Source organism: Gammaproteobacteria bacterium (assembly GCA_021647245.1).
GTDB lineage: Bacteria > Pseudomonadota > Gammaproteobacteria > RBG-16-57-12 > RBG-16-57-12 > JAFLJP01.
Genome location: JAKIVC010000006.1, coordinates 12,494 through 37,843, shown reverse-complemented (window position 1 = coordinate 37,843; position 25,350 = coordinate 12,494). Strand labels below are relative to the sequence as shown.

Below are 25,350 nucleotides of genomic sequence, written 5' to 3'. Positions count from 1 at the left end.
TACCATCGCTCTTTTAGTGTCATGACCTGTCTCATTCTCACGCCTTTATAACATTAGCCAGTTGCGCCATGGAGTCGATCACCAGGTCGGGATTTGAATCACGAATATCAGCACCGTGATTATAACCATAACTCATACAGATAATACCAAAACCTGCGGCACGCGCTGCCTTTACGTCTGAGATTGAATCGCCAATCATCAGTGCTTTTTCGGGGGCTACGCCCAACACCTCAGCAGAGTGCAGCAGCGGTAGTGGATGTGGCTTTCGCTCTGCAAGGGTATCACCACAAATGATCGATTCGAAATCATCAAAAACAGCCAGTTTTTTCAAAATAGGCAGGGTGAACTGCGCCGCCTTATTGGTCACACAGCCGAGTCGGATATTTTGGCTTTTCAACCAATCTATCCCTTCACGAACGCCCTCATAAAGGTAGCTTTTCTGGCAACTATTCTCAGCATACAGCGCCATAAAAATCGGGTAAGCTTGCTGAAAAAGTGCCTCATCAGGCTCGCCTTGCAGCTGATTGACCAGTGCACGTCGCACCAAACGTTCAACCCCATTCCCTACCCAATCGCGAACAGCCGTCTCACCACGTGGTGGCATCTCAAGCTGCTGCATCATTTCATCAATGCAGTAAGCCAGGTCGGGTACCGAATCGACCAGCGTACCATCCACATCAATCAAAACCATCTCTGGCTTATTAATCATAACTTAATCCTGATCATGCGGGCGCTCCCACTTCGCCATCTAGCGATGGCACCTAGGTGTTCAACAATATTTTAGCGGGAAACGCCTGTCGATAAGCTACCGGGCTACTTTAGCCAATTCGGCACGGAAAGCCGCCATAACGGTGTCGTAATCATTGGCATCTGCTGTATTTCGTGCGCCGAATACTGCCGACCCAGCCACAAACATATCAGCGCCTGCTTCAGCGATTTCACGGATATTATCGACCTTAACGCCTCCGTCAATCTCCAAACGAATATCGCGGCCCGACTCATCAATAATTTTGCGCGCTTCACGCAGTTTATCCAGTGTAGCGGGGATAAAGCTCTGACCGCCAAAACCGGGGTTAACTGACATCAGCAGTATAATATCCACTTTATCGATCACATGTTTCAATACATCGAGTGAAGTGGCTGGATTAAAGACCAAACCCGACTTACACCCTTCGCCTTTAATCAGCTGAAGGGTACGATCAACGTGCTCGGATGCTTCTGGGTGGAAGGTGATATAACTTGCCCCCGCTTTGGCAAAATCAGGAATAATCCGGTCAACCGGCTTCACCATCAGATGAACATCAATATCTGCAGTAACGCCATGTTTACGCAGCGCTTCACATACCAGCGGACCAATCGTTAAATTGGGCACATAGTGGTTATCCATTACATCGAAGTGAACGATGTCAGCACCCGATTTAAGTACATTGTCTACCTCCTCACCCAGTCGAGCAAAATCAGCAGAGAGGATTGAGGGAGCAATTTTAAAATCAGCCATGGTTAAAACCTCTTAGGTTGCGGTGCGAAACACCCTGTTTACATTCAGCAAAAATTCGAGCGCCAACTCTACCCGATTTGAACAATCTTTTCAGCCCTTCGCTGCGGATATCTTATTCAGATCGTGATAGAAAGGCAGAATACCAAGTAAAACAGGCAGGTTTAGAAGCTAAAAAAGATATTGATTGTATCCGCAAGGTCGGCGACTATTTTTATATTACCGTGGAATCAACAAGTTGAGAAGCGCGCAGACCTCTACCCTGGAAACAGGAATTATCGGTGCGTGTATAGCGTCGCGGCTCATGGTATCTTCAGGGTCTCTGAAACAAGCCTTGGTTATCGGCTCTGCCTTTTGCTGGCAATACCGGATCGATAGGTACTTTATAGAGGAATTCATGAAAATACTACTCGTAGAAGATGACTGCCTCACGCTAACACTACTCAGCCACTGGCTATCAGAAGCTGGCTTCACTTTTGACTGTGCACGCGATGGCCTAGAGGCCGTAACGCTGGCCTACCAAAGCAATCACTATCAACTCGGAATTATCGACATTGAGATGCCGGAACTAAACGGCATCGCTGCGGCCGATTTGATACGAAGCCACCAACCACATATCGTATTTATATTCACCTCTAGCGGTGTCACGCACCGAAACTATTGTCTCCACCGACCGCAGGATACCTTTATTGAAAAACCCTGCACCCAATCAAAACTAATGGAGCTGATTACAGCTGCAACATCAAAAATGTCAGGTGGACCTCTTGGAAGATAAAGAGTAAAAACAGAAGGGTTTCAGCTACTCGAATTTTGCAGATAGGCTTTTTGTGCTCGGCGGTAGGTATTAAAGTCACCAATCCTCTCGGAAAGGTGTTGTAAAGAGTTTTCGGTTAATTCACGCAACTTTTCATCGAGCGTTACGATACGCTGCAGTGCAACCTGTATCAACTGCCGCTCCGCATCGATAACAGGCAACAGGTCGTACTCTTTTAAATTTTTATCGCGCTCGTCTTGCAATAACATCATTGCCGACCACTCTTTCTCAACTACCAACGCATACATTTTTTCAGTCACTTTTTCAGCATCGAGCAGTCGCTGTAACTTTTCACTCACTATGAGCCACCTGCGCTGGGCCATCTCTTAGCGCCATGGGAATATCATCCCATCCCACCTTGACCTCCCGTAACAGGTCAATCACCTCATCAATCATCGCAATATCGTCATTGCGATTGGCCTCGACCAGTCGCCTTTCCATATAGTCGTAAAGAGAGTAAAGGTTCTGAGAAATATCACCCCCTTTATCCATATCCAAACTACCCCGTAAACCGCCAATAATCGAGATTGCCCAGAAGATAAACCGCCCTTTTTCAGCAATATCTCCACGCTCGACAAACCCTTTTGCCGCCGCTAATTTATCCAGGGCACCTTCCATCAGCAATTGTATAAGGCGGTGGGGAGATGCGGATTCGACCCCTGAAGAGGTACCAACCTGACTGTATTGATTGATGCCTTTTCTTGCATTTGGAAATGACATTAAGCTTCCCCAGTAAGTTATTTTTAACCAAGAAAGAGAGCCCATGCACTCTGTGAGTCTAGGCAGCTCTCATATGAGCTTTTGATTTACCCCGAAAAAACATGCACATTTCAGGATAGCACCCTATCGAAATTCGTTACCTCAAAGAATATTTTTCTCCGCATGAAGATCACAGAGTCGAACAGAATCACCCGTAAAAAACACTAATTGTTATTCGACATTGCACCCAATTGAGCGGTCAGATAAGCGCCTGTTGAATTCATTTTTGCAACCAATCCATCCAGCGTGCTGAATTGATTGAAGTAGTTTTGCTCCCGAGTCTCGAGCAGCGCTTCCAGGCGGAGAATGTTATTATCCAGTCGCCGAACACTCTCTTGCAAGCCATTTGAGCGGATATCGATAAGCCCGGTACTGGATTGAAGCATCAGATCTGCAGAATCGGCAAGCCGCATAGCAATGCCATCGGTGGCATTGCCAAACAGGTGCGCCACATCAGAAAAATTATTTGCAATAGCCGCATCAAAATCTGCAGCATCCAGCTCTAACTTTCCGGTATCTTTGTTGGTTGTAACCCCCACCTCGGAGAGCATCGTTAAGTTGCCGCCGGCCACAGCGGTATTAATTTCACCGCGAAATTCTGAAACGACTCTGCGCAGTGAACTGTCACCCGCCAGCTTCCCCGTGTCAACAGCACCCAACTGGTCAACTTTAGTCAAAAGGTCATTGTAGCCAGAGACAAACCCCTCAATTGATTTTTTTACTTCATCTTTGTCGTTCGCAATATCAACCCGGCTACTGCCCACACCGGTCAATTCCAGCGTAACACCACCAATAACATCATTGATAGAGTTCGAAGCTCGAGTGATACCGGCAACTCCATCAACTGAAAATAGCGCGTCCAGCTTACTCAAATCAGCCAAGGGCGTACCTGAAAGGTCAGGATCATCATTTAATGTGGCCAAGCCGAGTGCTGAGGTGTTTCCAGAACCCGCATAACTGGCCTGAATACGCTCATCATAACCGCTATTTTTTGAGGTGAGGCTCAGTTGCTGCTCACCGTTGTTGCCGGTAATAAGAGTTGCCGAGACGGCGTCGTTATCGGCATCTGCGTTAATGGCATCGCTTATCTCTGCCAAGGTCATCCCAGCACCGCCATTATAGGTATTAATGGAGAAGGTACTGCTGCCTGCGGTTATATTAAGCGCATCCAACGGATCGGCACCACCAAAAGTAGTGGTGGGTGCCACCATGCCCGCAGAACCCATTTTATGCGGTTGCGCCAAACGATCGACCGTCAGCTGATAGCTGCCTGCCGTTGCATCGCTATCAGTCGTAGCAGTAGTGACACCCTCGTCACTGGAGCTTGCTTTATAAATTTCAAACTTGTCCAGACTGGAGAGGTCATCCATTGCCGCCTTGAAATCATCCAACGCGCTGCGAAGTGTGCCGTAGCCGCTAATTTGATCCTCAAAACTCTGCTTTCGATCTTCAAGACGCAGCAGTGGAACCCGCTCAACGCCCATCATCGCATTAACAATGGCCGTCACGTCGAGGCCGGAGCCGATACCTGGAGCACTAATCATGACATCTCACCTCCAAAACAGAAAATCTGAACCTTACAGAGCATTCAGGCTTTCTCCTGGAACATTGTTCCCGTTATCTCAGAGAGCTGATGTGACATGGCCAACACCTGCTCCGAAGGCATCTGGCGAATCACCTCACCATTTTCAACATTCATCACCTTAACAACGGTGCGTCCACTCTCATCATCAATCTGAAACTGTAATTCACGACGGTACTGCTGGATATGATCATTTAAGTTTTTAACCACATCATCGAGTGCATCGCTCTCTTTTTTTACATCACCGCGATCATCAGCCTTTTTCACCTCGCTGAGTGGTGATAAAGGCGGTGTTTCCTGAGGTCTGCTTGCCTGATTAGGCTCGGTGCTTTGAACGCGTTGATTCGGCTGAGGCGTGGTAGTGATTTTTGATGGATCCAATGGCAACTGCGTAGGTATATTCATGCTCATTGTCCTTTTTTCACATCGAAACTAAACGATACCCCCAAAAACATTGGGGGTATCACCCTATCAGCTACCGTAACAAGCTCAACACACTTTGTGAGGACTGGTTGGCCTGTGACAACATCGCGATGCCCGCTTGCTGTAACACCTGACCTTTGGTCAAAGTAGCTGTTTCAGATGCAAAATCGGCATCCATTATACGGCCACGTGCAGCCTCCTGATTTTCAGAGTTGATACGTAACACATTAATTGCAGACTCCATTCGACTTTGTGCCGCACCCAAATTGGCCCGTGTACTGGTAATGGTATCAATTGCTGCATCAAGATTATCCATCGCAGTCGCCGCATTTGCAGAAGTCGTAATATCACCACCCGTTACAGCAGTAATCGTTCCCGCAGACGTGTAGTTAGAGGTGGTGACTACAATCCGATTATCCGCCTGGTTGTTAGCCCCCACCTGGAAGTTAAATGCACCAGCATCCGCACCCAAAATAGCCTTTCCATTGAATTCAGTAGAGGTAATTACACGCGTCACCTCAGAGGCAAGCGCCTGAAATTCCGCATCCAGATTGGCGCGGTCACTTGCGCTATTAGTGCCGTTGGCAGACTGTACAGACAATTCACGCATGCGCTGCATTAAATCACCCATTGAACCCAGCGCACCCTCAGCGGTTTGCGCCATGGAGATACCATCCGATGCATTACGAATACCCACATTCATACCCTTTACTTGGGCATTCATACGTTCAGCAATCGCAAGACCTGCGGCATCATCCTTGGCACTATTCACACGTAGTCCAGTCGAAAGGCGTGTCATGGAGGTGCTCAACATGCTATCGGTATTAGCAAGTGCGCGCTGTGCGGAAAGTGACATTACATTGGTTTGAACTGATAGAGCCATTTTAGTATCTCCCAAGACCTACCCAATATCCACGGGTATCGCCTCATCTAGATTGTGCTTAGCGGATATATCTTTCAACATTTTCGAAGATATTTACCGCTCCCAGTTCACCTAACGTCCCGGGCAATAAGTTCCTTTAGTTTTTTTATAAAAAAGCACGCCTCTACTCTTTAGCGTTACCTGTACCTTGCTGTTCACGCAGCATTTCCAAGATCGAAACCGAAGGAAACCCATCGGCTACCCGCCCTGTAGATGCTTGATAACTGCGCACTGCTTCACGGGTTTTTCGACCTGCGATGCCATCGGGTGTTCCTGCATCAAAGCCTAGTTCATTGAGGCGCTGCTGCATCTCTTTTGCCGCATCAAAGCTTAAGGGGCGATTATCGGCATTTCGACCACCCTTCAACTCGGGCAGGTCGATTAGACGATCAGCCAGGTGCCCCACCGCAATTGCATATTTAATCGATCGATTCCAATCCATAATGACATCAAAATTATCATAAACCAGAAAAGCCGGGCCCGCTGCGCCTTGGGGTAGAATAATCGCCCCCAATGTTTTATCTTTTGCCAGTGGGCGGCCATCCGCTTTGCTAACACCTTGTGAGCGCCAATAATCAACCGTTTGACGGTTTTTTAAGGTGGCCAGTTGCCAGTTAAAATCTGGGGGCAGGCGTACTTCACGCCCCCAAAGCTCGCCATAGCGCCAACCGATACTCTTTAGATAAAAACCACCTGAGGAGAAAACATCGGGCAGATTCCCCCATAGGTCAATACGGTTATCATTATCGCCATCGGCGGCATACTGCAAAAAAGTGCTCGGCATAAATTGTAGGTGCCCCACCGCTCCAGCCCATGAACCCACCATGTTTTCAGTTTTCACATGCCCCTGATCAATAATACGCAGCGCATCAATCAACTGTTTACGGAAAAATGTGCTACGCCGAGGGTCATATGCCAATGTTGCCAGTGAAGCGATCGTTGAGTGGTTGCCAAGATAGTTGCCGTAGTTGGTCTCCATACCCCAAAAAGCAACCAAATAGCGTGCAGGAACACCGTACTGCTGCTCTATTTCAGAAAGCAGTTTGGCATGTTTTTTCAACATGCTTTTGCCGCGCTGGATACGCCAGTTGGTTATACGAGCATCCAGGTAAGACCAAAAGGTCTGAGTGAATTCTGGCTGGCGGCGGTCGAGTGCCACCACCTTCTCCACCACACTCAGGTCGGTTAAAGCATGCTGGACCGTTTCGGCTGAAATGCCCTCGCGAAGCGCCTCGTCGCGCAGATCAGCCAGCCACTCTGCAAAAGAGATTTCACTATTCACATCAGATTTGCTATAGACCGCACTACTAAAAAGCAGTGCTATAAAAAATAGCACGATTGGAATGGTTGAGTTTTTACGTCGCTTTACTATCATCATTTCACATTATCACAATTTATTATCTTGACCCATTAAAACGGCGGCTCTGAACTGAGCCGTAGTCGTTCTCTCGAGGTGGGGTGTTGAATAACGAGTTCGTTGGCGTGCAGTTGGAGGCGCGGCACTTTCATCTTAATATCAGGCGGCGCGTAAAGGGAGTCCCCCAAAATAGGGTGGCCTAGGGATAACATATGCACCCGCAACTGGTGGGATCGACCTGTAACGGGTGATAGGGCAACACGTGTCGCCTCTAAGGTCTCATCATAAGAGAGGGAGTGGTAACGGGTTAAGCTGGGTTTTCCCGCTTCATGATCTACTTTCTGTCGCGGACGATTTGGCCAATCACAAATAAGTGGTAAGTTAATTTCACCACTCTCGGCATCCGGCCTGCCCGCAATAAGAGCGGTGTACTGTTTTTCAACACACCGTGTCTGGAAAGCATGGCTGAGCAGCCGATGCGCCTCTTTACCTCGTGCTAAAATCAGAATACCCGATGTCGCCATATCCAGGCGATGTACGGTCAACGCATCGGCAAAGCAGCGCTGCACACGATAAATCATACAATCCTGTTTATCCACTCCCCGTCCCGGCACAGAGAGCAGCCCACTCGGTTTGTTGACAACAACCAGCTGGTCATCCTGGTAAATAAGATCCAAACCATCGTCCACAGGAGGTGTATAACAGAAATCATTCATCGGAGAGTTGGAGGGAGCTGGTGTTTTTCATGGGAATAGGTGCGGCGTGTAGAAGGGTAAAGGGCACCCCGCAGAGCACCCCTCTAGTGTAGAGGATAACTACCCTTTGTAACGCTGCATCACCAGTGTTGCGTTGGTACCACCGAAGCCAAAGCTATTACTCATCACCCTATCCAGGTGCAGCTCTTCGAGCTTGCGTACAATCGGCATCCCTTGTGCCGCTGCATCGAGTTCTTCGATGTTAGCGGATGCGGCAACAAAGCCCTCTTCCATCATGATAATCGAATAGATCGCCTCATTAACACCCGCCGCACCCAGTGCGTGCCCGGTGAGTGATTTAGTGGAGTTGATCTTTGGCATATCATCGCCAAACACATCACGAATTGCTCCCAGCTCTTTCACATCACCCGCCGGGGTGCTGGTTCCGTGGGCGTTGATATAGTCAATTTTGCCATCAACCGTCGACATCGCCAGCTGCATACAGCGCACCGCACCTTCTCCGGATGGCTGCACCATATCAAAGCCATCAGATGTGGCACCATAACCTACGATTTCGGCATAGATTTTGGCACCGCGTGCCTCCGCATGTTCCAATGACTCTAAGACCACCAAGCCACCGCCACCGGAGATGACAAAGCCATCACGATGAGCATCGTAGGCTCGGGAGGCTTTATCAGGCGTTTCGTTATATTTGCTTGAGAGCGCACCCATTGCATCAAACATCAACGAGCTCTCCCAGCTCAGCTCCTCACCACCACCGGCAAAAACAACATCCTGTTTACCCATTTGAATCTGCTCGCAGGCGTTGCCAATGCAGTGAGCACTGGTCGAACAAGCTGAACTGATCGAATAGTTAATCCCTTTAATTTTGAAGGCGGTTGCCAAATTTGCTGACGTGGTTGAACCCATGGTTTTTGGCACCATATAAGGTCCAACACGGCGAACACCACGCTCACGCAGAATATCTGCCGCAGCAACGGAGTTGGCATGAGATGCACCACCAGACCCTACGATTAAACCGGTACGCGGGTTGGATATTTGCTCTTTTGTCAGACCCGACATCTCAACCGCTTGCTGCATTGCGATATAGTTGTAGGCCGCTGCCGCCCCCATAAATCGACGAATTTTACGCTCAATCAGCGCTTCAATATCGATATTGATCGAGCCGTAAACATGAGAACGAAAACCCTTTTCCGCATATTCAGAGGCGTACTCGATACCCGACCTTCCTTGTCGCAATGAGTCCGCTACTTCTTGTCTATTGTTGCCAATACTGGAAACAATGCCCAAACCGGTAATAACGACGCGTTTCAAGAGCACCCCCTAAAAGTTTTCTGTCGAGGTAAAAAGACCCACTCGTAAATCTTTGGCGGTATAAATTTCACGGCCATCCACCTCCATGCGAGCGTCAGCAATACCCATCACCAATCGGCGCATAATTAACCGTTTGATATCGATGCGATAAGTTACTTTTTTGCACTCAGGCGTTACTTGGCCTGTAAACTTAACCTCACCGGATCCCAAGGCGCGACCACGACCCGCGCCGCCCATCCAACCTAGGTAAAAACCAACTAACTGCCACATTGCATCCAGCCCCAAGCAACCCGGCATCACTGGATCATTATTAAAGTGACACTCAAAAAACCACATGTCGGGATTGATATCCAGCTCGGCAATAATCTGTCCTTTTCCGTGCTCCCCACCCTCCTCAGAGATCGTTGTGATCCGATCCAGCATCAGCATTGGCGGCGCAGGCAGTTGTGCGTTGCCAGGGCCAAAAACTTCACCTTGTCCGCAACGAATCAAATCTTCGTAGGAGTAACTTGGTTGTTTTGTCATTTTCCATCCTCGGATGCCGAACGATAGTGCCGACAACGCTAGTTCTTTAAATACACACCAAAAAGTTGTCGCATTATACTGCAATTAATACGCTAAGCCCATCCTTTGGACTCATTTCATATTGAACAATGCAGTGAGTAACGCGCTCACCTTCTTTCTGCTATGATTGATAAAACCGTATGACAACAATAAAGAATTGAGATTCAATGAGTTCAGCAACCTTAACCCTCGCCAAACAGTTGATCAACCGACCTTCGATTACGCCCTCTGACGGGGGGTGTCACGATTTAATGATCAAGCGACTGGAAGCAATTGGCTTTACGATTACCCGGCTCCCCTTCGGCGAGGTCGATAATTTTTGGGCGCATCGAGGTGAATCTAAGCCTCTGTTTGCATTTGCAGGGCATACCGACGTTGTGCCAACAGGCCCTTTAAATGAGTGGGACTCCCCCCCTTTTGAGGCGACTGAGCGCGATGGCTACCTCTACGGGCGTGGTGCGGCCGATATGAAAGGGAGCCTTGCGGCGATGATAACCGCCTGTGAAACATTTGTAGCACAGCACCCTGATCACCTCGGCACCCTTGGCTTTTTGATCACCAGTGATGAAGAGGGCCCCTCCATCAACGGCACGGTCAAAGTTGTCGACTATCTTGAAAAAAACAACATAAAGATGGATTACTGCCTGGTTGGTGAGCCTTCAAGCACCACAAAATTGGGTGATGTCATCAAAAATGGGCGGCGTGGCTCACTGGGATGCCGCTTGGTTATTAAGGGAATTCAAGGACATGTTGCCTACCCACACCTGGCAGAAAACCCGATACACAAAGCGATGCCTGCACTAACCGAACTCTGCGCAATTGAGTGGGACAATGGGAATGAGTTTTTCCCCGCCACCTCTTTTCAAATATCCAACATTAACAGTGGCACGGGCGCAACGAATGTTATTCCTGGTGAATGCGAGGTGATTTTCAACTTTCGATACTCAACTGAAACCACCCATCAAAAGCTCCAGCAACAGGTGGAGTCGATCCTTGACCGCCATCAGCTCAATTACCAAGTCGAGTGGAATTTATCAGGACTCGCCTTTCTAACCAAAGCGGGTGCGCTGGTCGAGGCCACGGGTGATGCCATAGAGTCTATAACCGGTTACCGTGCCGAGCTCTCCACATCCGGTGGAACCTCAGATGGTCGTTTCATTGCGCCAACAGGCTCACAAGTGGTAGAACTGGGGCCCATCAACGCAACCATCCACAAGGTAAATGAGTGTGTACGCAGCAGTGACCTTGACCTCCTTAGCTCAATATATCAACGCCTGCTGAAGAATCTACTCACCAAGTAACAAGATAAAGATTGCATCATCGGCTTTTAATGCAGTAGTTTAATACTGAGCCTACCGGGGGAAATATGATAGAGAAGAGACGCTTTACACGCATACCATTTGAGGCAACTGCCAATATTGTCAACGTTATGGGCAGCTGGAGCAGTCCGCTTATCGACATCTCGTTAAAGGGCGCACTGCTTGACCGACCCAGCGACTGGGAAGGCGCGTTGGGGGATAAGTTCTTGATTGAGCTTGATCTTGATGGAGGAGAGAATGCCGTCTCGATCAGAATGGAAGCTGAGGTGACACACCTGGATGATAAACATATCGGCTTCAACTGCCTGCACATAGGCCTAGATAGCATCACCCACCTGCGCCGCTTAATTGAATTGAACCTAGGCGATGAGAGTATTCTCGATCGTGAACTTGCCGCTCTGATTGAGAACAAAGATCGATAGAAATCAGCAACTACAAATAGCCTAATGCGTCACTCAAGCGACTGACGGCTATAATCTCCAGCCCCTCTATTTTACCGCTTTTGGGGGCATTCTCTTTTGGTATAATCGCACGCTTGAAACCGTGCTTCGCCGCCTCTTTCAAGCGATCCAAGCCACTCTGCACTGGCCGCACCTCTCCGGACAGCCCCACCTCACCAAAGACTATTGTCCCATTATCGAGGGGTCGGCTACGCAAGCTGGAAAGCACTGCCATGATCACAGGCAGGTCGGCCGCTGTTTCGGTGACCCGAACACCACCCACCACATTCACAAACACATCCTGATCAAAGGTGGGTATACCGCCATGCCGATGCAGCACCGCCAGTAGCATGGCCAAACGGTTGTGTTCCAAGCCAATCGTTACACGCCGTGGGTTGGCAAGGTGGCTCTCATCCACCAGTGCCTGAACCTCTACCAGCAGTGGCCGAGTTCCCTCGCGGGTAACCATCACCACACTGCCAGGAACCGGCTCAGGGTGCCGTGAAAGAAACATCGCTGAGGGGTTGGTGACAGCGCGCAGCCCTTTCTCTGTCATGGCAAACATACCCAGCTCGTTCACCGCGCCGAAACGATTTTTGATGGCGCGTATGGCGCGAAATGAGCTACTGGCATCACCTTCGAAATAGAGCACCGTATCAACCATGTGCTCCAACACCCTTGGCCCTGCCAAGGTACCCTCTTTTGTGACATGTCCCACCAGAAAAATCGCCGTATCACTCTGCTTAGCATAACGTACCAGCATCGCAGCACTTTCACGCAGCTGGGAGACACCGCCGGGTGCTGATTGAAGCGCCTCGGTGTAGACCGTTTGAATGGAGTCAATGACCATCACTTTAGGCTGCGCTTGTTGAGCAATTTCCAGGATACGTTCAACACAGGTCTCTGCCAGCAGCTGAAGACGATCCAGTTGAAGGCTGAGCCGCTGAGCACGCGCACTCACCTGATAGAGCGACTCCTCGCCGGTAATATAGAGACAAGGCAACCGGTCGCTCAGCGCCGCTATCGCTTGTAGTAACAGAGTGGATTTACCGATTCCAGGGTCACCGCCCAGCATCACAACCGCACCATGGACCAAGCCGTCGCCTAATACCCGATCCAGCTCCTTAATGCCCGTGAGGGTTTTCAGGTCGGTGCGGCGCTCCACGTCAGAGAGCATCTGTATTTGTGAACGAACTCCACCACTGTAACCTGCAAAACGGGGGTGAACATTCGCCGGCGATGCCGACTCAAACTTCTGCTCAACCAGCGAGTTCCAGACCCCACAATCTGCACATTGACCCGCCCACTTGCCTGCCTGGGCACCGCACTCGGTACAGGCAAAAACTGTTTTAGCCTTGGCCATCGCTCACCCCAAATACTCCAACTTAACCCGTGATGTAACTCCGCACAGCAGCTCATAGCCAATCGTATCTGCTGCGATGGCAACCCGTTCTATGGCAAGCCCAGCACCCCATAAAACAGCCTCGTTACCACATTGGGCACCTGGGTGATTTCGCAGATCCACACAGATCATATCCATAGAGACCCGCCCCACCAGCGAGCAATTATAACCGTCAATCAACACGGGTGTGCCGCTGGCGGCATGACGCGGGTAACCATCGCCATAGCCGATAGAGACCACGCCAACCTTCATATCCTCGGGGCAGACCCAACTACCACCATAGCCGATAGCATCGCCCTTTTTGAGCCGTTTAATCTCAAACAGCCTCGCCTTTAACGTCATCACAGGGCGTAGATCGTGCCCTTCAGCTTCCCACGCGACGAAAGGAGAGCAGCCAAAAAGCATGATACCCGGTCGTACCCAGTCAAATCGACTCTGCGGCAGCGCAAGCAGTGCTGCGGAATTCGCCATACTTTTCGATGATGTTTTCGATAGCGTATTGAACAAAGAGAGTTGCCGCTGATTTGCCGGGTGAGAGGGTGAGTCGGCATTTGCAAAATGACTCATCAGGGTAATATCACTACCAACCACCGCACAATTTTTCAGGCGTGCTGCGGCCTCAACAAACTGCGCGGCAGAAAAACCCAAACGGTGCATGCCTGTGTCGAGCTTCAGCCAGGTGGATATCAAGCCATCACGGCTATTCGCTAACTGCTCTAGCCACTCAACCTGCTGAAGCTGGTGAACAACAATCGACAATTGATACTGCTGCACCCCTTTAAGCTCTTCAAAGCTGAAAACACCTTCCAACAGCAGAATAGTTTTCTGGATGCCCGACTCACGCAGCTTGATCGCCTCTTGCAGGCAAGCCACACCAAAACCATCGGCATTTTTCAGCGCCTTGGCGACCTGGCAGAGACCATGACCATAACTATCCGCCTTGATCACCGCCAATAACTTACTCTGTGGCGCGGCCTGTTTTGCAACCGACAGATTATGCTGTAGCGCGACCAGGTCAATGGTAGCCCAGGCTCGTTGAATCACGTGAACCCATCCTCATCGTAGGCAGGCCCGGCGTAGTTTTCAAATTTGGTGTATTTACCCAAAAAGGTCAGGCGCGTGGTGCCAATGGGGCCATTACGCTGTTTACCGATAATAATCTCCGCCACACCTTTGTCTGGGCTATCTTCGTTATAAACCTCATCACGATAGATAAAGACAATCACATCCGCATCCTGCTCAATCGCCCCCGACTCGCGCAAATCAGAGTTGATCGGACGTTTATTAGGCCGACTCTCCAAGCTACGGTTAAGCTGAGAGAGCGCCACAACCGGCACATTCAACTCTTTAGCCAACGCCTTCAACGACCGTGAAATTTCAGATATTTCTGCAGTACGGTTCTCTTTTGAACCCGGCACCTGCATCAGCTGAAGATAATCAATCACGATCAGTGCCAGATCACCGTGCTCACGCACCAGCCGACGGGAACGGGCACGCAAGTCGTTGGGGCTTAAGCTAGGTGTATCATCGATAAAAATCTGCGTCTGCTGCAAGAGTGAGACAGCCGAGGTAAGACGCGGCCAATCTTCATCCTCCAGATTACCACTGCGGAGCCTGGTCTGATCAATACGGCCAAATGAGGAGAGCATTCGCATCACCAACTGCTCACCCGGCATCTCCATACTGAAAATAGCCACTGGCTTTTTGGTCTTCAGTGCCGCGTTTTCAGCAATGTTCATTGAAAAGGTTGTTTTGCCCATTGAGGGCCGGCCCGCAACAATAATTAAATCTGACGGCTGCATCCCCGAGGTCTGTTTATCAAAATCGACAAAACCGGTCGTAATACCGGTAATCGGTGAGTCGCTATTATAGAGAGTATCAATTTTATCAACAGCCTTGACCAGCAGCTCGTTAATATCCTGAAAGCCCTGCTTACTTTTCGAACCCTGCTCCGCAATTTTGAAAACCAGACTCTCAGCCAGGTCAAGCAGCTCACTACTGCTACGCCCATCGGGTTGATAGCCACTGTTGGCAATCGTTGTTCCCACATCAATCAACTGCCGCAACACTGATTTTTCGCGGACTATTTCAGCGTATGCACGAATATTGGCCGCACTCGGGGTGTTTTTTGCCAACATCCCCAGCTGACTAAGCCCCCCCACACCCTCCAGCTCTGCCATTTTATCCAGCTGTTCAGAGAGTGTAATGGCATCACATGGCTCATTTCGCCCCGCTAGAACCGCTATCGCCGCAAAAATCATCCGGTGATCATGGCGATAAAAGTCCTCCTCGGCGATCAGATCAAGCACCTGATCCCAGGCGTTGTTATCTAACATGAGCCCGCCGAGCACCGACTGCTCCGCCTCAATCGAGTGCGGTGGAATCTTTAAAGAGGCTGTCGATTCATCGACCGGGTTACCCGAGTTTGCTTTTGGGGACATAATCACTTTATTCAGAATAGAGGGTTAACTGAGAGGTTATCACAATAGAAGGGCGTACCACAGATGCCGTTGCCACCCCAAATATCACAACGAAAAAAGGCGGGCACCCGTTTCGAGTGCCCGCCCTCTTTTACCGCAGTGTTATTCAGCTATTACGCTAACACTCACTTGGCTATCAACATCAACATGCAGATGAACCGCAACACTATATTCACCTATTGCACGAATAGCCCCTTCAGGCATACGCACTTCAGCTTTACTGAGCTCAACACCCGCCGCTGTTACTGCAGCCGCAATATCGGCTGTACCGATAGAGCCAAACAACTTACCTTCATCGCCTGCATTACCAACGATTGTTACCGCTACAAGCCCTTCCAGCTTTTCCGCACGCAACTGAGCTGCTACCAACAGTTCAGATGCGTCCTTTTCAAGCTCGGCACGACGTGCCTCAAAAGAGGCAATGTTTGATGCCGTTGCCGGCACTGCCTTACTTTGTGGAATTAAAAAATTACGGCCATAGCCCGATTTTACAGAAACTTTATCACCCAGGCTTCCCAGGTTACGAACTTTCTCGAGAAGAATCACATCCATCCCAATACACCTCTTGTTTAATCATTAAATTCAATCAGCGCTGTCCTGATCATCACTCTTCTGCTGATCTTTCTCGGGGCGAGAGAGGCGTCGGCGTATATCAAGCCAAGTATCACTAAGCCCCAGCAGCATCAACAGAGCTGCAACTTGCGGCAGTGCAAACACCATCAAAAGATAGAGGCCGATCAACCAGCCCACATTCATTTTCCGTTCGGCAACCACGCCATGGATAATCGCCACCCCCTGTAGGAGGTAGAAAAAAACCAAAACAATCATCAAGTTGCCTGCCAGCATCCCCGCGCCCTGCTGGGCAAACATTGACACTAACATCACCACAAGGGCTATCCATGCGAGTGCTTTTGGCAGGCGAAGCTGATGAAACTCTAGCCTAAACCCGCCCGGGTTATACAACTGTGACTGCCACCATCGCCCAATAAAAAGGCCAAACAGTATATTCAGTGTCAAGGCAACTACGACAATCGCTGTCATGAGTCGGGACAACTGCTCGGTAAAAGCCGCCATTTCGACGCCACCGGCCACATCACCCATGGTTGCCAAGAGCGGCTCCAACACCTGCTGCCACCAGGCAACCGGATCACCCAATAACAGATGTGCCAACAAGGTCAATAGCAACCCGATACCACATGCGATGGCGATCACGTAATTCAGCGAACCGCTCTGCCGTAACTGCACTGATAGCGCCCAAACGGGCAACCAGATCATCGCCATGAACACAATGCCGGGAAGCAAGCTCCCCATCGCAATCATCGCTAATAGCGAAATCGCAACACCGGATATTAGAACAACCGAAAAGCCGCTCAATGGACCCAAGCGCAATGTCACCAGCGCCACCGCACCACCACTCAGGTAGATGAAGGGCGCGAGCGGCAGCGATAATCCAGCAAACAGTATTGTAATCAGAACTGCCTGCATGCGGCCACGCATAATAAATGATGCCAAAGACCGCATAACCTATTCCTACCTTATACCTTGTACAAAAACGGCTTAGTTTTCGTGCGCATCACAATAGGGCAATAGCGCAAGGAAACGAGCACGTTTGATAGCGGTAGAGAGCTGACGCTGATAGCGTGCTTTTGTACCTGTAATACGACTAGGTACAATTTTACCGGTTTCAGTAACATAATTTTTCAGGGTAGCGAGATCTTTGTAATCGATTTCTGTAATACCCTCTGCCGTGAAGCGGCAGAACTTTCTACGACGAAAATAACGAGCCATCTCTATATCCTATCTTAACAATTCAAATAACAAACAGCGCTTACTCTGCAGCTGCTTTAGTCTCTTCAGTACGTCCCTGGCTCTCTTCACGACGTGCTTGTGGTGATGCTTCAACCACTGGGCCCTTCATGCTGACAACCATATTACGCAGCACCGCGTCATTAAAGCGGAACATACTGGTCAACTCATCCAATGCATTTTTTGAGCACTCAACATTCATCAGAACATAGTGTGCTTTATGGATTTTGTTAATAGGATAGGCCAACTGGCGGCGACCCCAATCTTCCAGGCGATGAACTTTTCCTTCATCCGCCTCGATGATTCCACGGTAACGCTCGATCATTGCAGAGACCTGCTCGCTCTGATCCGGATGAACCAGAAATACGATTTCATAATGTTTCATTAAAAGCTCCCTTCGGACTTTTTCTGGCCTTCAGCACATAGCAAAAGGCAAGGAGTTAATACAAAAATACCGCACACACAAGTACGGCAACGCGCATTCTACTGAAGCCCGAAAGATAATGCAATCCCCCTCACCCCCAGATAGAAACCTCTAAACCGCAGAAAGCCTTGACTGTATAATGGTTAGCAACGAAACCCACCATCACCCAATGGGTGCACAGCTCAAGGCTTATGATGATTCGACCCTACAAACTTGATACCACAAACGACTTACTCACATCCCGTGCCGGCTTATTAGCCACGGCCCAGTTAATGGACTCTCCCAATCTCGCCGAGCGTATTGACCATCACTTTCCGCTGCCCAAAAGCAATCGCGGATATAAACCGTCTGAATTCATCAAGGCGCTCATTTTAATGCAGCATGAAGGCCGCTTTCACCTAGACGATCTTCGCCACCTTCAGGAAGATGAAGCACTGCGCACTGTACTGGATCTCAACACACTCCCCCAAGTAAAGAGGGTCAAGTATAATATTAACTATTTATCTATACCAGGCTGACAAACTAAGCTCTTATTTTCTTCTAATCACCTCTTCATTTTTACCTGGTCGCTGGAATATTTATTGTGCGCCTCAATCCTAAGTGAACAGTGAGTAGTCTGTATAACCAAGGATAGGCTATACAACCAAAGAGTTAATATTGTATTTGACCCCTTATTAAGCTCTCTCTTCTTGAGAGACCGTTCAGGATCTCCCGAGTTGCCGATACTTCATAATGGTCAACATGCCATGCTTTACAACCCCGAAGCAGCTCTATGGCACTTGTCTGATGCACCACGCAATGGAGACTTCCAGGAGGGGTACCCTGTCGTCCTGCTTGGATAAAAAACTTACGAGGCTAAATCACTTCAGCTAATGCTTACGGCCTGTTGCCTTGCGCACATCGTGCTTAATATTTGGAGTTACCTCCGCCTACCCGATGTTTACTACCCAGTGGCTGACATACCTTGCTGGAACGGGATTCTCACCCGTTGGAAATATCGACCTTGCTCGGCCGCACACCCCTTATTTTCTTATTTTTTCGTAGAAAGAGTAACTTTTGGCGCATCTCCGAAGGATAGCTATCAAATACGGCCAGTACCTCCGGTTTTTCTATCTCACTCACACGCTTCCAGCTTTTTCTTGTCGGCTTTAGTCAGCTTACTGACAACCAAATCATATGACCCATTGGCCAAATCCAGAATCATCTCCTCGGGCAACTCTCCGCTTAATGAAATAGTGATCCAGTGTCGTTTATTCATATAGTACCCAGGTGAAATAGAGTCATATTGACTCACTAATACCTCGCCATCCGCCGGGCGGCATTTCAATGTAATTCTGGGCATTTCTTCCTTCTGAGATACCAACGCAAACATTTTGCCCATGACTTTAAAGACCAGTGCCTCTGGGCCAAATGGGTTACTTCCCTCTGCGCCTTTTTGTTTTCCGAGAGTTTCTTCGAGCTTATTTACCTTCACAGAATGTAACCTCAGTTCTTACAGGTGATCGCTAAAAAACCCATATCGAAAAACCGCTGATCAAACTCTTCTTTATCTTCTCTGCGGCGCATATCTTCCAACGCCTTTTTTCTTTCAAATGAAGGCGTTTGTATGCGTGTTTCTGGCCTTGGAAAAAAGATACGTTTTAGGCAATAGATTGTCAGTGCCACGCCCAACACCCAGTGGAGAAAAAAACCAACGGATATCCCTACGAATAGCGCCAAACATGCATCTATAATTTTCAGTATGATATTCCGCATTCTCTTACCCTCTAAAATCATTCAGGGAATAGGAGGATCAACCACGCGCTTAAACCAAGATTTAACATAATGAATCGGCATATGCCATACGTTATTTATAAATCACTTGAAATCAATCAATATCCTCAACATCACTCCCCCACTCCACCGCCATCTCTTCCACCACAAATTCAGCAAAGGCACTGATATCATGTTTCGATGAGGCTAGATCCAACGCATCCATGTATTTATCTCGCCGTGGTTTGTCAGAGCGAATCACTGTCCAGCGATAGCCACCTGAGGCCAGCATCGCATTCATAATGAAACGACCAATGCGGCCATTGCCATCCATATAAGGATGGATAAAAACAAACATGAAATGCCCTAACACTGCCCTCACCGAAGCTTCTGGTTCGTTTTTTAGGCAATAGAAAAATGCCTCCATCGCATCCATCAACGCACTTTTTGGTGGAGGCACATGGGCGGCACCACGAATGAATACCTGATCATTACGATACCCGGCCAAATCGGAGGCACGCACTATTGCGGCTTGAACAGAGGGTTCAAATAGTGATTGATACCATTTATGCAGATCACGCTCGATCACCTCACCCGCAGTGGCGTTCTCAAAGATGGCCGATAGACTCTCACAGACTTTATTGAACGCTAAGTGGTAGCCTTTAGCCGCCATGGCATTACGTTGATCACGATCGTTAGCTGAGTCATCAGGGTTCCATGCCCCCTGCCGGATGCGTTCTATCAAATCATAGTTGACCTGATAACCTTCGATAGAGAGTGAGTGATAGGCATCAAACCGGTAACGTTCCTCCACTTGGGCAAGGTACTGGGATGAGTCATCAGGCAATCCTGGTGCTTTAGGAAAAGCAGCCATCACGCCTTCGCGCATCTGTTGCCACAGGGCTTCAATACGTGCGACATAGGGGGAACGTGTTGGGCGTGAGCGTTGCCCTAACAGTGGTTGCTCAATGGTGAATGGGTTGGTTTCACGAATGCGCTCCCCTGCCATGTTATATCCGGCACTGATGGTCTCTGCTGCGGCCTCATCGCCTAAAAAGCGATAAGCCGCCACCATACGCCCTGCGATTACCGAGTGACCACCGTCGAGCACATAGCGGGCGATAGCCGCTGGATCGACCATGCGCAGAGCGATCTCGGCAGAGGTGGGGTTATGGCTAAAAAATGAGGGGGAGGCACGGCAAAGCGCAGCGGCCAGTGGCAGGGTTTGAATGCCCTCAATCACCTCACGCGCCTGAGCAACCTCACCTTTCCAAACCAACAGTGAGGTGTCATGGGGTAGTTCTACACGGGTATTGCCCCCTGAGGCACCCACCACCATCAACTGTTGGGGGACGTTATTCTGATCCAGCCAAAAATCTAATGATGACTCTGGAGAGAGGCAATACGCTTCACCGTATCGTTCAGCTAGGTAATCACAAATAAAATGCCAATAGGTGGCATACCACTGGGTGGTTTCCCCCTGCCCTTCAGGATGACCAAGAATGTACCAGCCACGGATAATCGGCGTGAGCCAGCCATTTTTCAGCAAACGCTCCCGGTCAGCACGCCCTATGTGGCTTGCCTGTACAATATTATCCTTAGCAACACCCTTTACACGTTCCAAAGAGGTTGCCAGTAATTCCCCAAATGTGGCCATCAGATTCTCATTTTACGACTTAGATTTTATTGTTTAGTGTTGAATGTTACTTATAATTTAACGCTGAACTATATTTATACTTTAATGTTGTAGCAAAGCATTCCTTTAATGTAAACCTCACTAAAATTAAAATACTCACAATACGGCTAATCTTGCCAAGCATCTCTCCCGTTAAGGCTAATTCTGTGATCTTAGCTGTATCTTCAACGCTTTTACGCTAGACTTTCCGATGCGAAAAAAGAAAAAAGAGGCTGATGATTTCGCGCTTGAGCAAATGGATCGCTTTGGTATCCCCGTCGACCATTTTGCGGCGGTCATGGGGCGCTTAGGAGGTTTTTACCTGAATAAAAATGATGCGGCGGAAACAGAAACACTACAACAAGAAAAATCAATTGCTGATTTCTTTTCTACACACCCAACGACTAAAGAACGAATAAAACTCGTTGATCAATTCAAAGCAAACCACCCATGATAGTCACCCGGAGACGTTAGGCCTCACCTCATCAGATAATTTTTTCCAAGTAAAGTGTTCATAAACACCCGACCAATACATGCCGAAACCGATGGCGAATAGCAGCTCTTCGATGGGCATAAACCAAATCGTCATACCGGTTAGCACGTCCATATTCCACACCCGGTCGATATAGCCCGGCGCACTCCACTCCAAACCGGCCAGAAAGATGGCGTAATAGACCAAAAACAGCAGTCCGCCTATCCAGGTTTTTCGCTTCAGATCCGGTCGGCACATCAGGGTGGCCCATGCGCCGGCAAACATGGCGATAATAGCGGGGTAGATTGGATTCCAGGGGAAGAAGTAGAGCACCATAAATACAACAAATGGCGTGGAGAGTGCTGCATAATGATAACGGTGTTGATGGCGTGTACAAGCCGCCACGGCTTGGGGGACTTTCTGGCTTATCAGGTTGTAAAATACCGACCCAATACCGCCAATACCAAAACAGAAAATCAGGCTTTCGATATCAAAGCCGGTCGTCTCTGCCAGGTCAAACAGACTGGGGGGCATCCAGTATTCGGGCACAAAAATAGGCTCGCTCAGGCCAAACGGCATGGTAAACAGGCTGGCCCATAGCATCGCTCGCCGCTGTGCGGGAAAGCGCCAGTAGACTAGCCCCCACGGAACTAGGAACGCACTCGACCAGAGTAGCCACACATATTGATCAGAATTCATCACTCCCCCTTACCCTAGGAGGCTGTCGGACTGAGGGTGAATCGACTGCGGAAAAGCCATTCAGGCCCCTTTCTCCGATCCTTTTCGTTGAATATGCCCAATATTCGCCTCAAACGATCAAAAAAATGGACTCAAAATGGCTTTCCCTCGCTACGATCACCTCAGTCCGACAGCCTCCTAGTACATCAACTCTCTTATATTGCCGAGGCGAAGTGCCACAGAAACGCCCGCAGGGTTGATGTACTCGTTGTTTACAACCAGCGCCGCACGCTCCACCCCAAAAGTTCAGCCAACCGAGGAATCCAGCGGCGTTGCCGCCAACGTGTCGCACACACCGGCGAAGCCTCTGCCAAATCGGCCTCAAACTGTGCTTGCAGACGTTGACAAAGATCGGGGTCTCGACTGACCAGGTTCAACTCGTAATTTTGAAGCAGGCTGCGGTAGTCAAGGTTGGCGGTACCCAGCGTTGCCCACTGGCCATCGGCAATAGCCACTTTGGCGTGCAGCATTCGCGGCTGATATTCATAAATTTTCACCCCGGCATCCAGCAGAGAGGCGTACACTGCATTTGCGGCCCAGCGGGCCAGGCGAACATCACTGGAGCACGGTACTAGCAGACGCACATTAACACCACGTTTTACCGCTGCCAGCAAGGTTTTCTGGGTGTGGTGATCAGGCACAAAGTAGGGTGTCGTCAGGCAGACCTGCTGTTTGGCAGCGCCCAGAAAGTCGGCATAGATACAGGCGATTCTCCGCCGGCTGGAGCGCGTTTGGTTGGGTACTAATACGCTATTCACCTGTTTATCTTCTCGCGGTACATGTTTTTTATCGCCCCGCCAAAAGGCATCAAACAGCTCATCAGCCTGAAGTGCTAGCGCCCCTTTAAATGAAGCGTGAGTATCACGCCAGCGCTTAGCGCCATAATAGCGTTGCGAGCTTTGTCGGTGAATATTAAAACCACCCAAAAAAGCGACCTCACCATCCACTACCAGCAGTTTGCGGTGGTCACGGCGGTTATATCGGAAGGGCTCACGCCAATACCAGCGATGAAAATGGTGCAGCTCCACACCGGCTATTTTAAGCTGCGGCCCCAGTGTTCGGTAAAACTGAAACAGCGAACCCCACGCGTCCACCAAAAGGTGTACTTCAACACCCGCTTTCGCTTTATCTGCTAGAGCCTGAGCAAAACAGCGCCCCACTTCATCATCCGCAAAAATATAGGTCTCCATCCAGACCCGTTTTTTCGCTGCCGCTATCTTCGCAAGCATGGCATCAAACAGCTCATCCCCTTCGGTATAAAGCTTAATAAAATCGTCATCAGCTTGTTGAGCTGGCTGCGCGTTACTGACACTGGAGGTTGTCATTACACCCTCGGCACCCGGATAAAATTGTATCGTCAAAGTCTATCGTAGTTCTCACTATTTGACAGGTCTTGTGCTGCGATGGCACCCGAGTGAACCATCAATCACATCTCAACCCCTTATCATTAATACACGGTTATAGGGTTTCATCTGCTCTCTATTTTCCATGTTCACGGCTTTCTGACTCATCAGTAACAGCAGGCTGACGCAAATAGTACCGCTCGCCCACAAAGACAATCAACACGCCAATCAACGCGGCATAGATCACCATCATATCAGTGGAGGCTTTCACGATTAAAAAGGCACTCAATACCACCACATCAAAAACAATCGCCGTAATCAAAACCGCCGCGTTGGCTTTAATCTCTTTTCGAAGGTGGCGGTAGACACCCCAATGCACGGCAATATCCATTAACAGATAGAAAATAGCGCCGAGGGATGCGATACGGCTTAAGTCAAAAAACAGAGTGAGGAAAATAGCAATCACGATGGTGTAGACCAGGGTGTGATTTTGAATAGTACCCGGCATACCAAAGTGGCGATGGGGCACCAGCTTCATGTCGGTTAACATTGCCAGCATGCGTGATACGGCGAATATGCTGGCGATCACACCGGATGCGGTGGCAACAATGGCCAGCGCGACAGTAAACCAGAGGCCATAGTCACCCATTGCCGGGCGCGCCGCCTCTGCCAGTGCAAAATCCTTTGCGGCGATAATTTCCGGTAGACTCAAGTTACCCGCGACCGCCAGTGCCACCAGAAAATAGATCACCACACAAATCACAATTGAGATAATAATCGCTCGACCGACATTGCGATGAGGATCTACAATCTCAGAGCCGCTATTAGTAATCGTGGTAAAGCCCTTATAAGCCAAAATCGCCAACGCCATAGCGGCAATAAACCCGGTAACAGTAGCATCTGCCTCGCTTGTCACCGGACTACTTTCAAACGAAAAGTCTGCAATCCATAAACCACCCACGGCAAATACCACAATGCCGCCAATTTTAATAAAGGCCATCACCAGCGAGAAAAAACCAATCGCACGGTTACCCGAAACATTGAGCAGAAAGGCAAAAATAAGCAAACCAACCGCCAGCGCCAGCACGATCCAGCTGCCCGGATCAATATCAAACAGTTGAACACTGTAAGTACCAAAGGTTTTTGCCACTAGACTTTGGTTAATAACCATTGAAAAGTACATCAGCAGTGCGCCCGCCGCTGTCATCACGCCCTTGCCGTAGGCTTTTTGCAAAAACATCGCAATACCACCTGCCGAAGGGTAGGCGTTGGATAGCTTCACATAGGAGTATGCACTAAATCCTGTTACCACCGCCGCCGCAAGAAACGCCAGCGGAAACAGCGAACCTGCAAGCTCTGCAATCTGCCCGGTCAGCGCTAGAATGCCCGCGCCGATCATCACCCCAGTACCCATGGATACCGCGCCCAATAAGGTCAGGCTATTTTTCTTATACTGCAGTTTTTTATTGTGTTGAGAGTGATTTTCCATAGGGAGCCCTTTGATGAGGTGCTCTTAACATTGCGCCTGGATAGCCGCACAGCTATGAGCATTA

General features: G+C 49.3%; 29 protein-coding genes. 5 read left to right on the top strand and 24 right to left on the bottom strand.

Features of this window, described 5'->3' with window-relative positions; all coding sequences use genetic code 11:
* Nucleotides 1-37: 37 nt before the first annotated feature.
* Both L3J94_02980 and rpe read right to left on the bottom strand, forming a co-directional pair.
* Nucleotides 38-709 (bottom strand): phosphoglycolate phosphatase, encoded by a 672-nt coding sequence (locus L3J94_02980; GenBank protein MCF6217719.1) that lies wholly within the window; start codon nt 707-709, stop codon nt 38-40.
* A 96-nt stretch (nt 710-805) separates the two neighbouring features.
* On the bottom strand, nt 806-1,498 hold the full coding sequence (gene rpe / locus L3J94_02975) for a ribulose-phosphate 3-epimerase (protein MCF6217718.1): 693 nt from the start codon (nt 1,496-1,498) through the stop codon (nt 806-808).
* 394 nt (nt 1,499-1,892) lie between these two features.
* Here rpe and L3J94_02970 point away from each other — a divergent pair, with 394 nt between their 5' ends.
* Entirely contained in the window at nt 1,893-2,270 is a 378-nt protein-coding gene (locus L3J94_02970; GenBank protein ID MCF6217717.1) for a response regulator, read from the top strand.
* A gap of 20 nt (nt 2,271-2,290) precedes the next feature.
* On the opposite strand, the gene L3J94_02965 is transcribed toward L3J94_02970, so the two are convergent.
* From L3J94_02965 to fabA, 9 genes are all read right to left on the bottom strand, one after another.
* Nucleotides 2,291-2,608 (bottom strand): flagellar protein FliT, encoded by a 318-nt coding sequence (locus L3J94_02965; protein MCF6217716.1) that lies wholly within the window; start codon nt 2,606-2,608, stop codon nt 2,291-2,293.
* Entirely contained in the window at nt 2,601-3,029 is a 429-nt protein-coding gene (gene fliS, locus L3J94_02960) for a flagellar export chaperone FliS (GenBank protein MCF6217715.1), read from the bottom strand. Before fliS ends, L3J94_02965 begins: the two co-directional genes overlap by 8 nt.
* Before the next feature lie 203 nt (nt 3,030-3,232).
* Complete coding sequence (fliD, locus tag L3J94_02955; GenBank protein MCF6217714.1) at nt 3,233-4,612, bottom strand: flagellar filament capping protein FliD; 1,380 nt, start codon at nt 4,610-4,612, stop codon at nt 3,233-3,235.
* Nucleotides 4,613-4,656: 44 nt separating this feature from the next.
* On the bottom strand, nt 4,657-5,055 hold the full coding sequence (locus L3J94_02950; GenBank protein MCF6217713.1) for a flagellar protein FlaG: 399 nt from the start codon (nt 5,053-5,055) through the stop codon (nt 4,657-4,659).
* A gap of 70 nt (nt 5,056-5,125) precedes the next feature.
* Nucleotides 5,126-5,956 (bottom strand): flagellin FliC, encoded by an 831-nt coding sequence (locus L3J94_02945; protein ID MCF6217712.1) that lies wholly within the window; start codon nt 5,954-5,956, stop codon nt 5,126-5,128.
* 163 nt (nt 5,957-6,119) lie between these two features.
* Entirely contained in the window at nt 6,120-7,373 is a 1,254-nt protein-coding gene (locus tag L3J94_02940; protein MCF6217711.1) for a lytic murein transglycosylase, read from the bottom strand.
* Between the two features lie 32 nt (nt 7,374-7,405).
* Complete coding sequence (locus tag L3J94_02935; protein MCF6217710.1) at nt 7,406-8,068, bottom strand: pseudouridine synthase; 663 nt, start codon at nt 8,066-8,068, stop codon at nt 7,406-7,408.
* A gap of 99 nt (nt 8,069-8,167) precedes the next feature.
* Nucleotides 8,168-9,382, bottom strand: coding sequence for a beta-ketoacyl-ACP synthase I (fabB, locus tag L3J94_02930; protein ID MCF6217709.1), 1,215 nt, complete (start codon nt 9,380-9,382; stop codon nt 8,168-8,170).
* A gap of 9 nt (nt 9,383-9,391) precedes the next feature.
* A complete protein-coding gene (fabA, locus tag L3J94_02925; GenBank protein MCF6217708.1) occupies nt 9,392-9,907 on the bottom strand; it encodes a 3-hydroxyacyl-[acyl-carrier-protein] dehydratase FabA in 516 nt (171 codons plus the stop codon).
* Nucleotides 9,908-10,113: 206 nt separating this feature from the next.
* Here fabA and dapE point away from each other — a divergent pair, with 206 nt between their 5' ends.
* Together dapE and L3J94_02915 are read left to right on the top strand one after the other, a co-directional pair.
* Nucleotides 10,114-11,247: a succinyl-diaminopimelate desuccinylase gene (gene dapE, locus L3J94_02920; GenBank protein ID MCF6217707.1), complete on the top strand. Its 1,134-nt coding sequence runs from the start codon at nt 10,114-10,116 to the stop codon at nt 11,245-11,247.
* A gap of 65 nt (nt 11,248-11,312) precedes the next feature.
* The gene (locus L3J94_02915) at nt 11,313-11,687 is read left to right on the top strand and encodes a PilZ domain-containing protein (protein ID MCF6217706.1); all 375 of its coding nucleotides are present in this window, start codon (nt 11,313-11,315) and stop codon (nt 11,685-11,687) included.
* Between the two features lie 10 nt (nt 11,688-11,697).
* Here the strand turns inward: L3J94_02915 and radA are convergent, their stop codons facing one another.
* The 7 genes from radA to rpsF all read right to left on the bottom strand — a co-directional run bounded on the left by radA (nt 11,698) and on the right by rpsF (nt 17,778).
* Nucleotides 11,698-13,068, bottom strand: coding sequence for a DNA repair protein RadA (gene radA, locus L3J94_02910; GenBank protein MCF6217705.1), 1,371 nt, complete (start codon nt 13,066-13,068; stop codon nt 11,698-11,700).
* Nucleotides 13,069-13,071: 3 nt separating this feature from the next.
* Nucleotides 13,072-14,151, bottom strand: coding sequence for an alanine racemase (gene alr, locus L3J94_02905; protein MCF6217704.1), 1,080 nt, complete (start codon nt 14,149-14,151; stop codon nt 13,072-13,074).
* A complete protein-coding gene (gene dnaB / locus L3J94_02900) occupies nt 14,148-15,548 on the bottom strand; it encodes a replicative DNA helicase (GenBank protein ID MCF6217703.1) in 1,401 nt (466 codons plus the stop codon). Before dnaB ends, alr begins: the two co-directional genes overlap by 4 nt.
* Before the next feature lie 141 nt (nt 15,549-15,689).
* Nucleotides 15,690-16,139 carry a 50S ribosomal protein L9 gene (gene rplI, locus L3J94_02895; GenBank protein ID MCF6217702.1) on the bottom strand — a complete coding sequence of 150 codons (450 nt, stop codon included), beginning with the start codon at nt 16,137-16,139 and terminating at the stop codon, nt 15,690-15,692.
* Nucleotides 16,140-16,169: 30 nt separating this feature from the next.
* The gene (locus L3J94_02890; protein MCF6217701.1) at nt 16,170-17,108 is read right to left on the bottom strand and encodes a YybS family protein; all 939 of its coding nucleotides are present in this window, start codon (nt 17,106-17,108) and stop codon (nt 16,170-16,172) included.
* A gap of 36 nt (nt 17,109-17,144) precedes the next feature.
* Nucleotides 17,145-17,375: a 30S ribosomal protein S18 gene (gene rpsR, locus L3J94_02885; protein ID MCF6217700.1), complete on the bottom strand. Its 231-nt coding sequence runs from the start codon at nt 17,373-17,375 to the stop codon at nt 17,145-17,147.
* A gap of 40 nt (nt 17,376-17,415) precedes the next feature.
* Nucleotides 17,416-17,778, bottom strand: a complete 363-nt coding sequence (gene rpsF, locus L3J94_02880) for a 30S ribosomal protein S6 (protein MCF6217699.1) — start codon at nt 17,776-17,778, stop codon at nt 17,416-17,418.
* Nucleotides 17,779-18,011: 233 nt separating this feature from the next.
* Between rpsF and L3J94_02875 the strand changes: the two genes are divergently transcribed.
* On the top strand, nt 18,012-18,335 hold the full coding sequence (locus L3J94_02875; GenBank protein ID MCF6217698.1) for a hypothetical protein: 324 nt from the start codon (nt 18,012-18,014) through the stop codon (nt 18,333-18,335).
* Nucleotides 18,336-18,931: 596 nt separating this feature from the next.
* Here the strand turns inward: L3J94_02875 and L3J94_02870 are convergent.
* From L3J94_02870 to L3J94_02860, 3 genes are all read right to left on the bottom strand, one after another.
* A complete protein-coding gene (locus tag L3J94_02870) occupies nt 18,932-19,291 on the bottom strand; it encodes an MmcQ/YjbR family DNA-binding protein (protein MCF6217697.1) in 360 nt (119 codons plus the stop codon).
* Between the two features lie 11 nt (nt 19,292-19,302).
* Complete coding sequence (locus L3J94_02865; protein MCF6217696.1) at nt 19,303-19,572, bottom strand: hypothetical protein; 270 nt, start codon at nt 19,570-19,572, stop codon at nt 19,303-19,305.
* Nucleotides 19,573-19,684: 112 nt separating this feature from the next.
* Nucleotides 19,685-21,226, bottom strand: coding sequence for a Fic family protein (locus L3J94_02860; protein ID MCF6217695.1), 1,542 nt, complete (start codon nt 21,224-21,226; stop codon nt 19,685-19,687).
* Nucleotides 21,227-21,455: 229 nt separating this feature from the next.
* Between L3J94_02860 and L3J94_02855 the strand changes: the two genes are divergently transcribed.
* Nucleotides 21,456-21,698, top strand: a complete 243-nt coding sequence (locus tag L3J94_02855) for a M48 family metalloprotease (protein ID MCF6217694.1) — start codon at nt 21,456-21,458, stop codon at nt 21,696-21,698.
* 3 nt (nt 21,699-21,701) lie between these two features.
* Here the strand turns inward: L3J94_02855 and L3J94_02850 are convergent, their stop codons facing one another.
* The 3 genes from L3J94_02850 to L3J94_02840 all read right to left on the bottom strand — a co-directional run bounded on the left by L3J94_02850 (nt 21,702) and on the right by L3J94_02840 (nt 25,286).
* Nucleotides 21,702-22,415 (bottom strand): lycopene cyclase domain-containing protein, encoded by a 714-nt coding sequence (locus L3J94_02850; GenBank protein MCF6217693.1) that lies wholly within the window; start codon nt 22,413-22,415, stop codon nt 21,702-21,704.
* A gap of 251 nt (nt 22,416-22,666) precedes the next feature.
* A complete protein-coding gene (locus tag L3J94_02845; protein ID MCF6217692.1) occupies nt 22,667-23,815 on the bottom strand; it encodes a phospholipase D-like domain-containing protein in 1,149 nt (382 codons plus the stop codon).
* Nucleotides 23,816-23,933: 118 nt separating this feature from the next.
* Complete coding sequence (locus L3J94_02840; GenBank protein ID MCF6217691.1) at nt 23,934-25,286, bottom strand: APC family permease; 1,353 nt, start codon at nt 25,284-25,286, stop codon at nt 23,934-23,936.
* Nucleotides 25,287-25,350 lie beyond the last annotated feature (64 nt).

Coding starts and splice junctions, on each gene's coding strand:
- L3J94_02950 (MCF6217713.1), bottom strand. CDS start 5,055: ATGAATATACCTACGCAGTTGCCATTGGATCCATCAAAAATCACTACC.
- dnaB (MCF6217703.1), bottom strand. CDS start 15,548: ATGTCCCCAAAAGCAAACTCGGGTAACCCGGTCGATGAATCGACAGCC.
- dapE (MCF6217707.1), top strand. CDS start 10,114: ATGAGTTCAGCAACCTTAACCCTCGCCAAACAGTTGATCAACCGACCT.
- fliS (MCF6217715.1), bottom strand. CDS start 3,029: ATGTCATTTCCAAATGCAAGAAAAGGCATCAATCAATACAGTCAGGTT.
- L3J94_02945 (MCF6217712.1), bottom strand. CDS start 5,956: ATGGCTCTATCAGTTCAAACCAATGTAATGTCACTTTCCGCACAGCGC.
- L3J94_02875 (MCF6217698.1), top strand. CDS start 18,012: ATGATTCGACCCTACAAACTTGATACCACAAACGACTTACTCACATCC.
- rplI (MCF6217702.1), bottom strand. CDS start 16,139: ATGGATGTGATTCTTCTCGAGAAAGTTCGTAACCTGGGAAGCCTGGGT.
- fabA (MCF6217708.1), bottom strand. CDS start 9,907: ATGACAAAACAACCAAGTTACTCCTACGAAGATTTGATTCGTTGCGGA.
- L3J94_02940 (MCF6217711.1), bottom strand. CDS start 7,373: ATGATGATAGTAAAGCGACGTAAAAACTCAACCATTCCAATCGTGCTA.
- fliD (MCF6217714.1), bottom strand. CDS start 4,612: ATGATTAGTGCTCCAGGTATCGGCTCCGGCCTCGACGTGACGGCCATT.
- L3J94_02850 (MCF6217693.1), bottom strand. CDS start 22,415: ATGAATTCTGATCAATATGTGTGGCTACTCTGGTCGAGTGCGTTCCTA.
- L3J94_02980 (MCF6217719.1), bottom strand. CDS start 709: ATGATTAATAAGCCAGAGATGGTTTTGATTGATGTGGATGGTACGCTG.
- L3J94_02890 (MCF6217701.1), bottom strand. CDS start 17,108: ATGCGGTCTTTGGCATCATTTATTATGCGTGGCCGCATGCAGGCAGTT.
- L3J94_02935 (MCF6217710.1), bottom strand. CDS start 8,068: ATGAATGATTTCTGTTATACACCTCCTGTGGACGATGGTTTGGATCTT.
- L3J94_02970 (MCF6217717.1), top strand. CDS start 1,893: ATGAAAATACTACTCGTAGAAGATGACTGCCTCACGCTAACACTACTC.
- L3J94_02915 (MCF6217706.1), top strand. CDS start 11,313: ATGATAGAGAAGAGACGCTTTACACGCATACCATTTGAGGCAACTGCC.
- L3J94_02865 (MCF6217696.1), bottom strand. CDS start 19,572: ATGCGGAATATCATACTGAAAATTATAGATGCATGTTTGGCGCTATTC.
- radA (MCF6217705.1), bottom strand. CDS start 13,068: ATGGCCAAGGCTAAAACAGTTTTTGCCTGTACCGAGTGCGGTGCCCAG.
- L3J94_02840 (MCF6217691.1), bottom strand. CDS start 25,286: ATGGAAAATCACTCTCAACACAATAAAAAACTGCAGTATAAGAAAAAT.
- rpsF (MCF6217699.1), bottom strand. CDS start 17,778: ATGAAACATTATGAAATCGTATTTCTGGTTCATCCGGATCAGAGCGAG.
- rpe (MCF6217718.1), bottom strand. CDS start 1,498: ATGGCTGATTTTAAAATTGCTCCCTCAATCCTCTCTGCTGATTTTGCT.
- rpsR (MCF6217700.1), bottom strand. CDS start 17,375: ATGGCTCGTTATTTTCGTCGTAGAAAGTTCTGCCGCTTCACGGCAGAG.
- L3J94_02860 (MCF6217695.1), bottom strand. CDS start 21,226: ATGGCCACATTTGGGGAATTACTGGCAACCTCTTTGGAACGTGTAAAG.
- L3J94_02855 (MCF6217694.1), top strand. CDS start 21,456: ATGCGAAAAAAGAAAAAAGAGGCTGATGATTTCGCGCTTGAGCAAATG.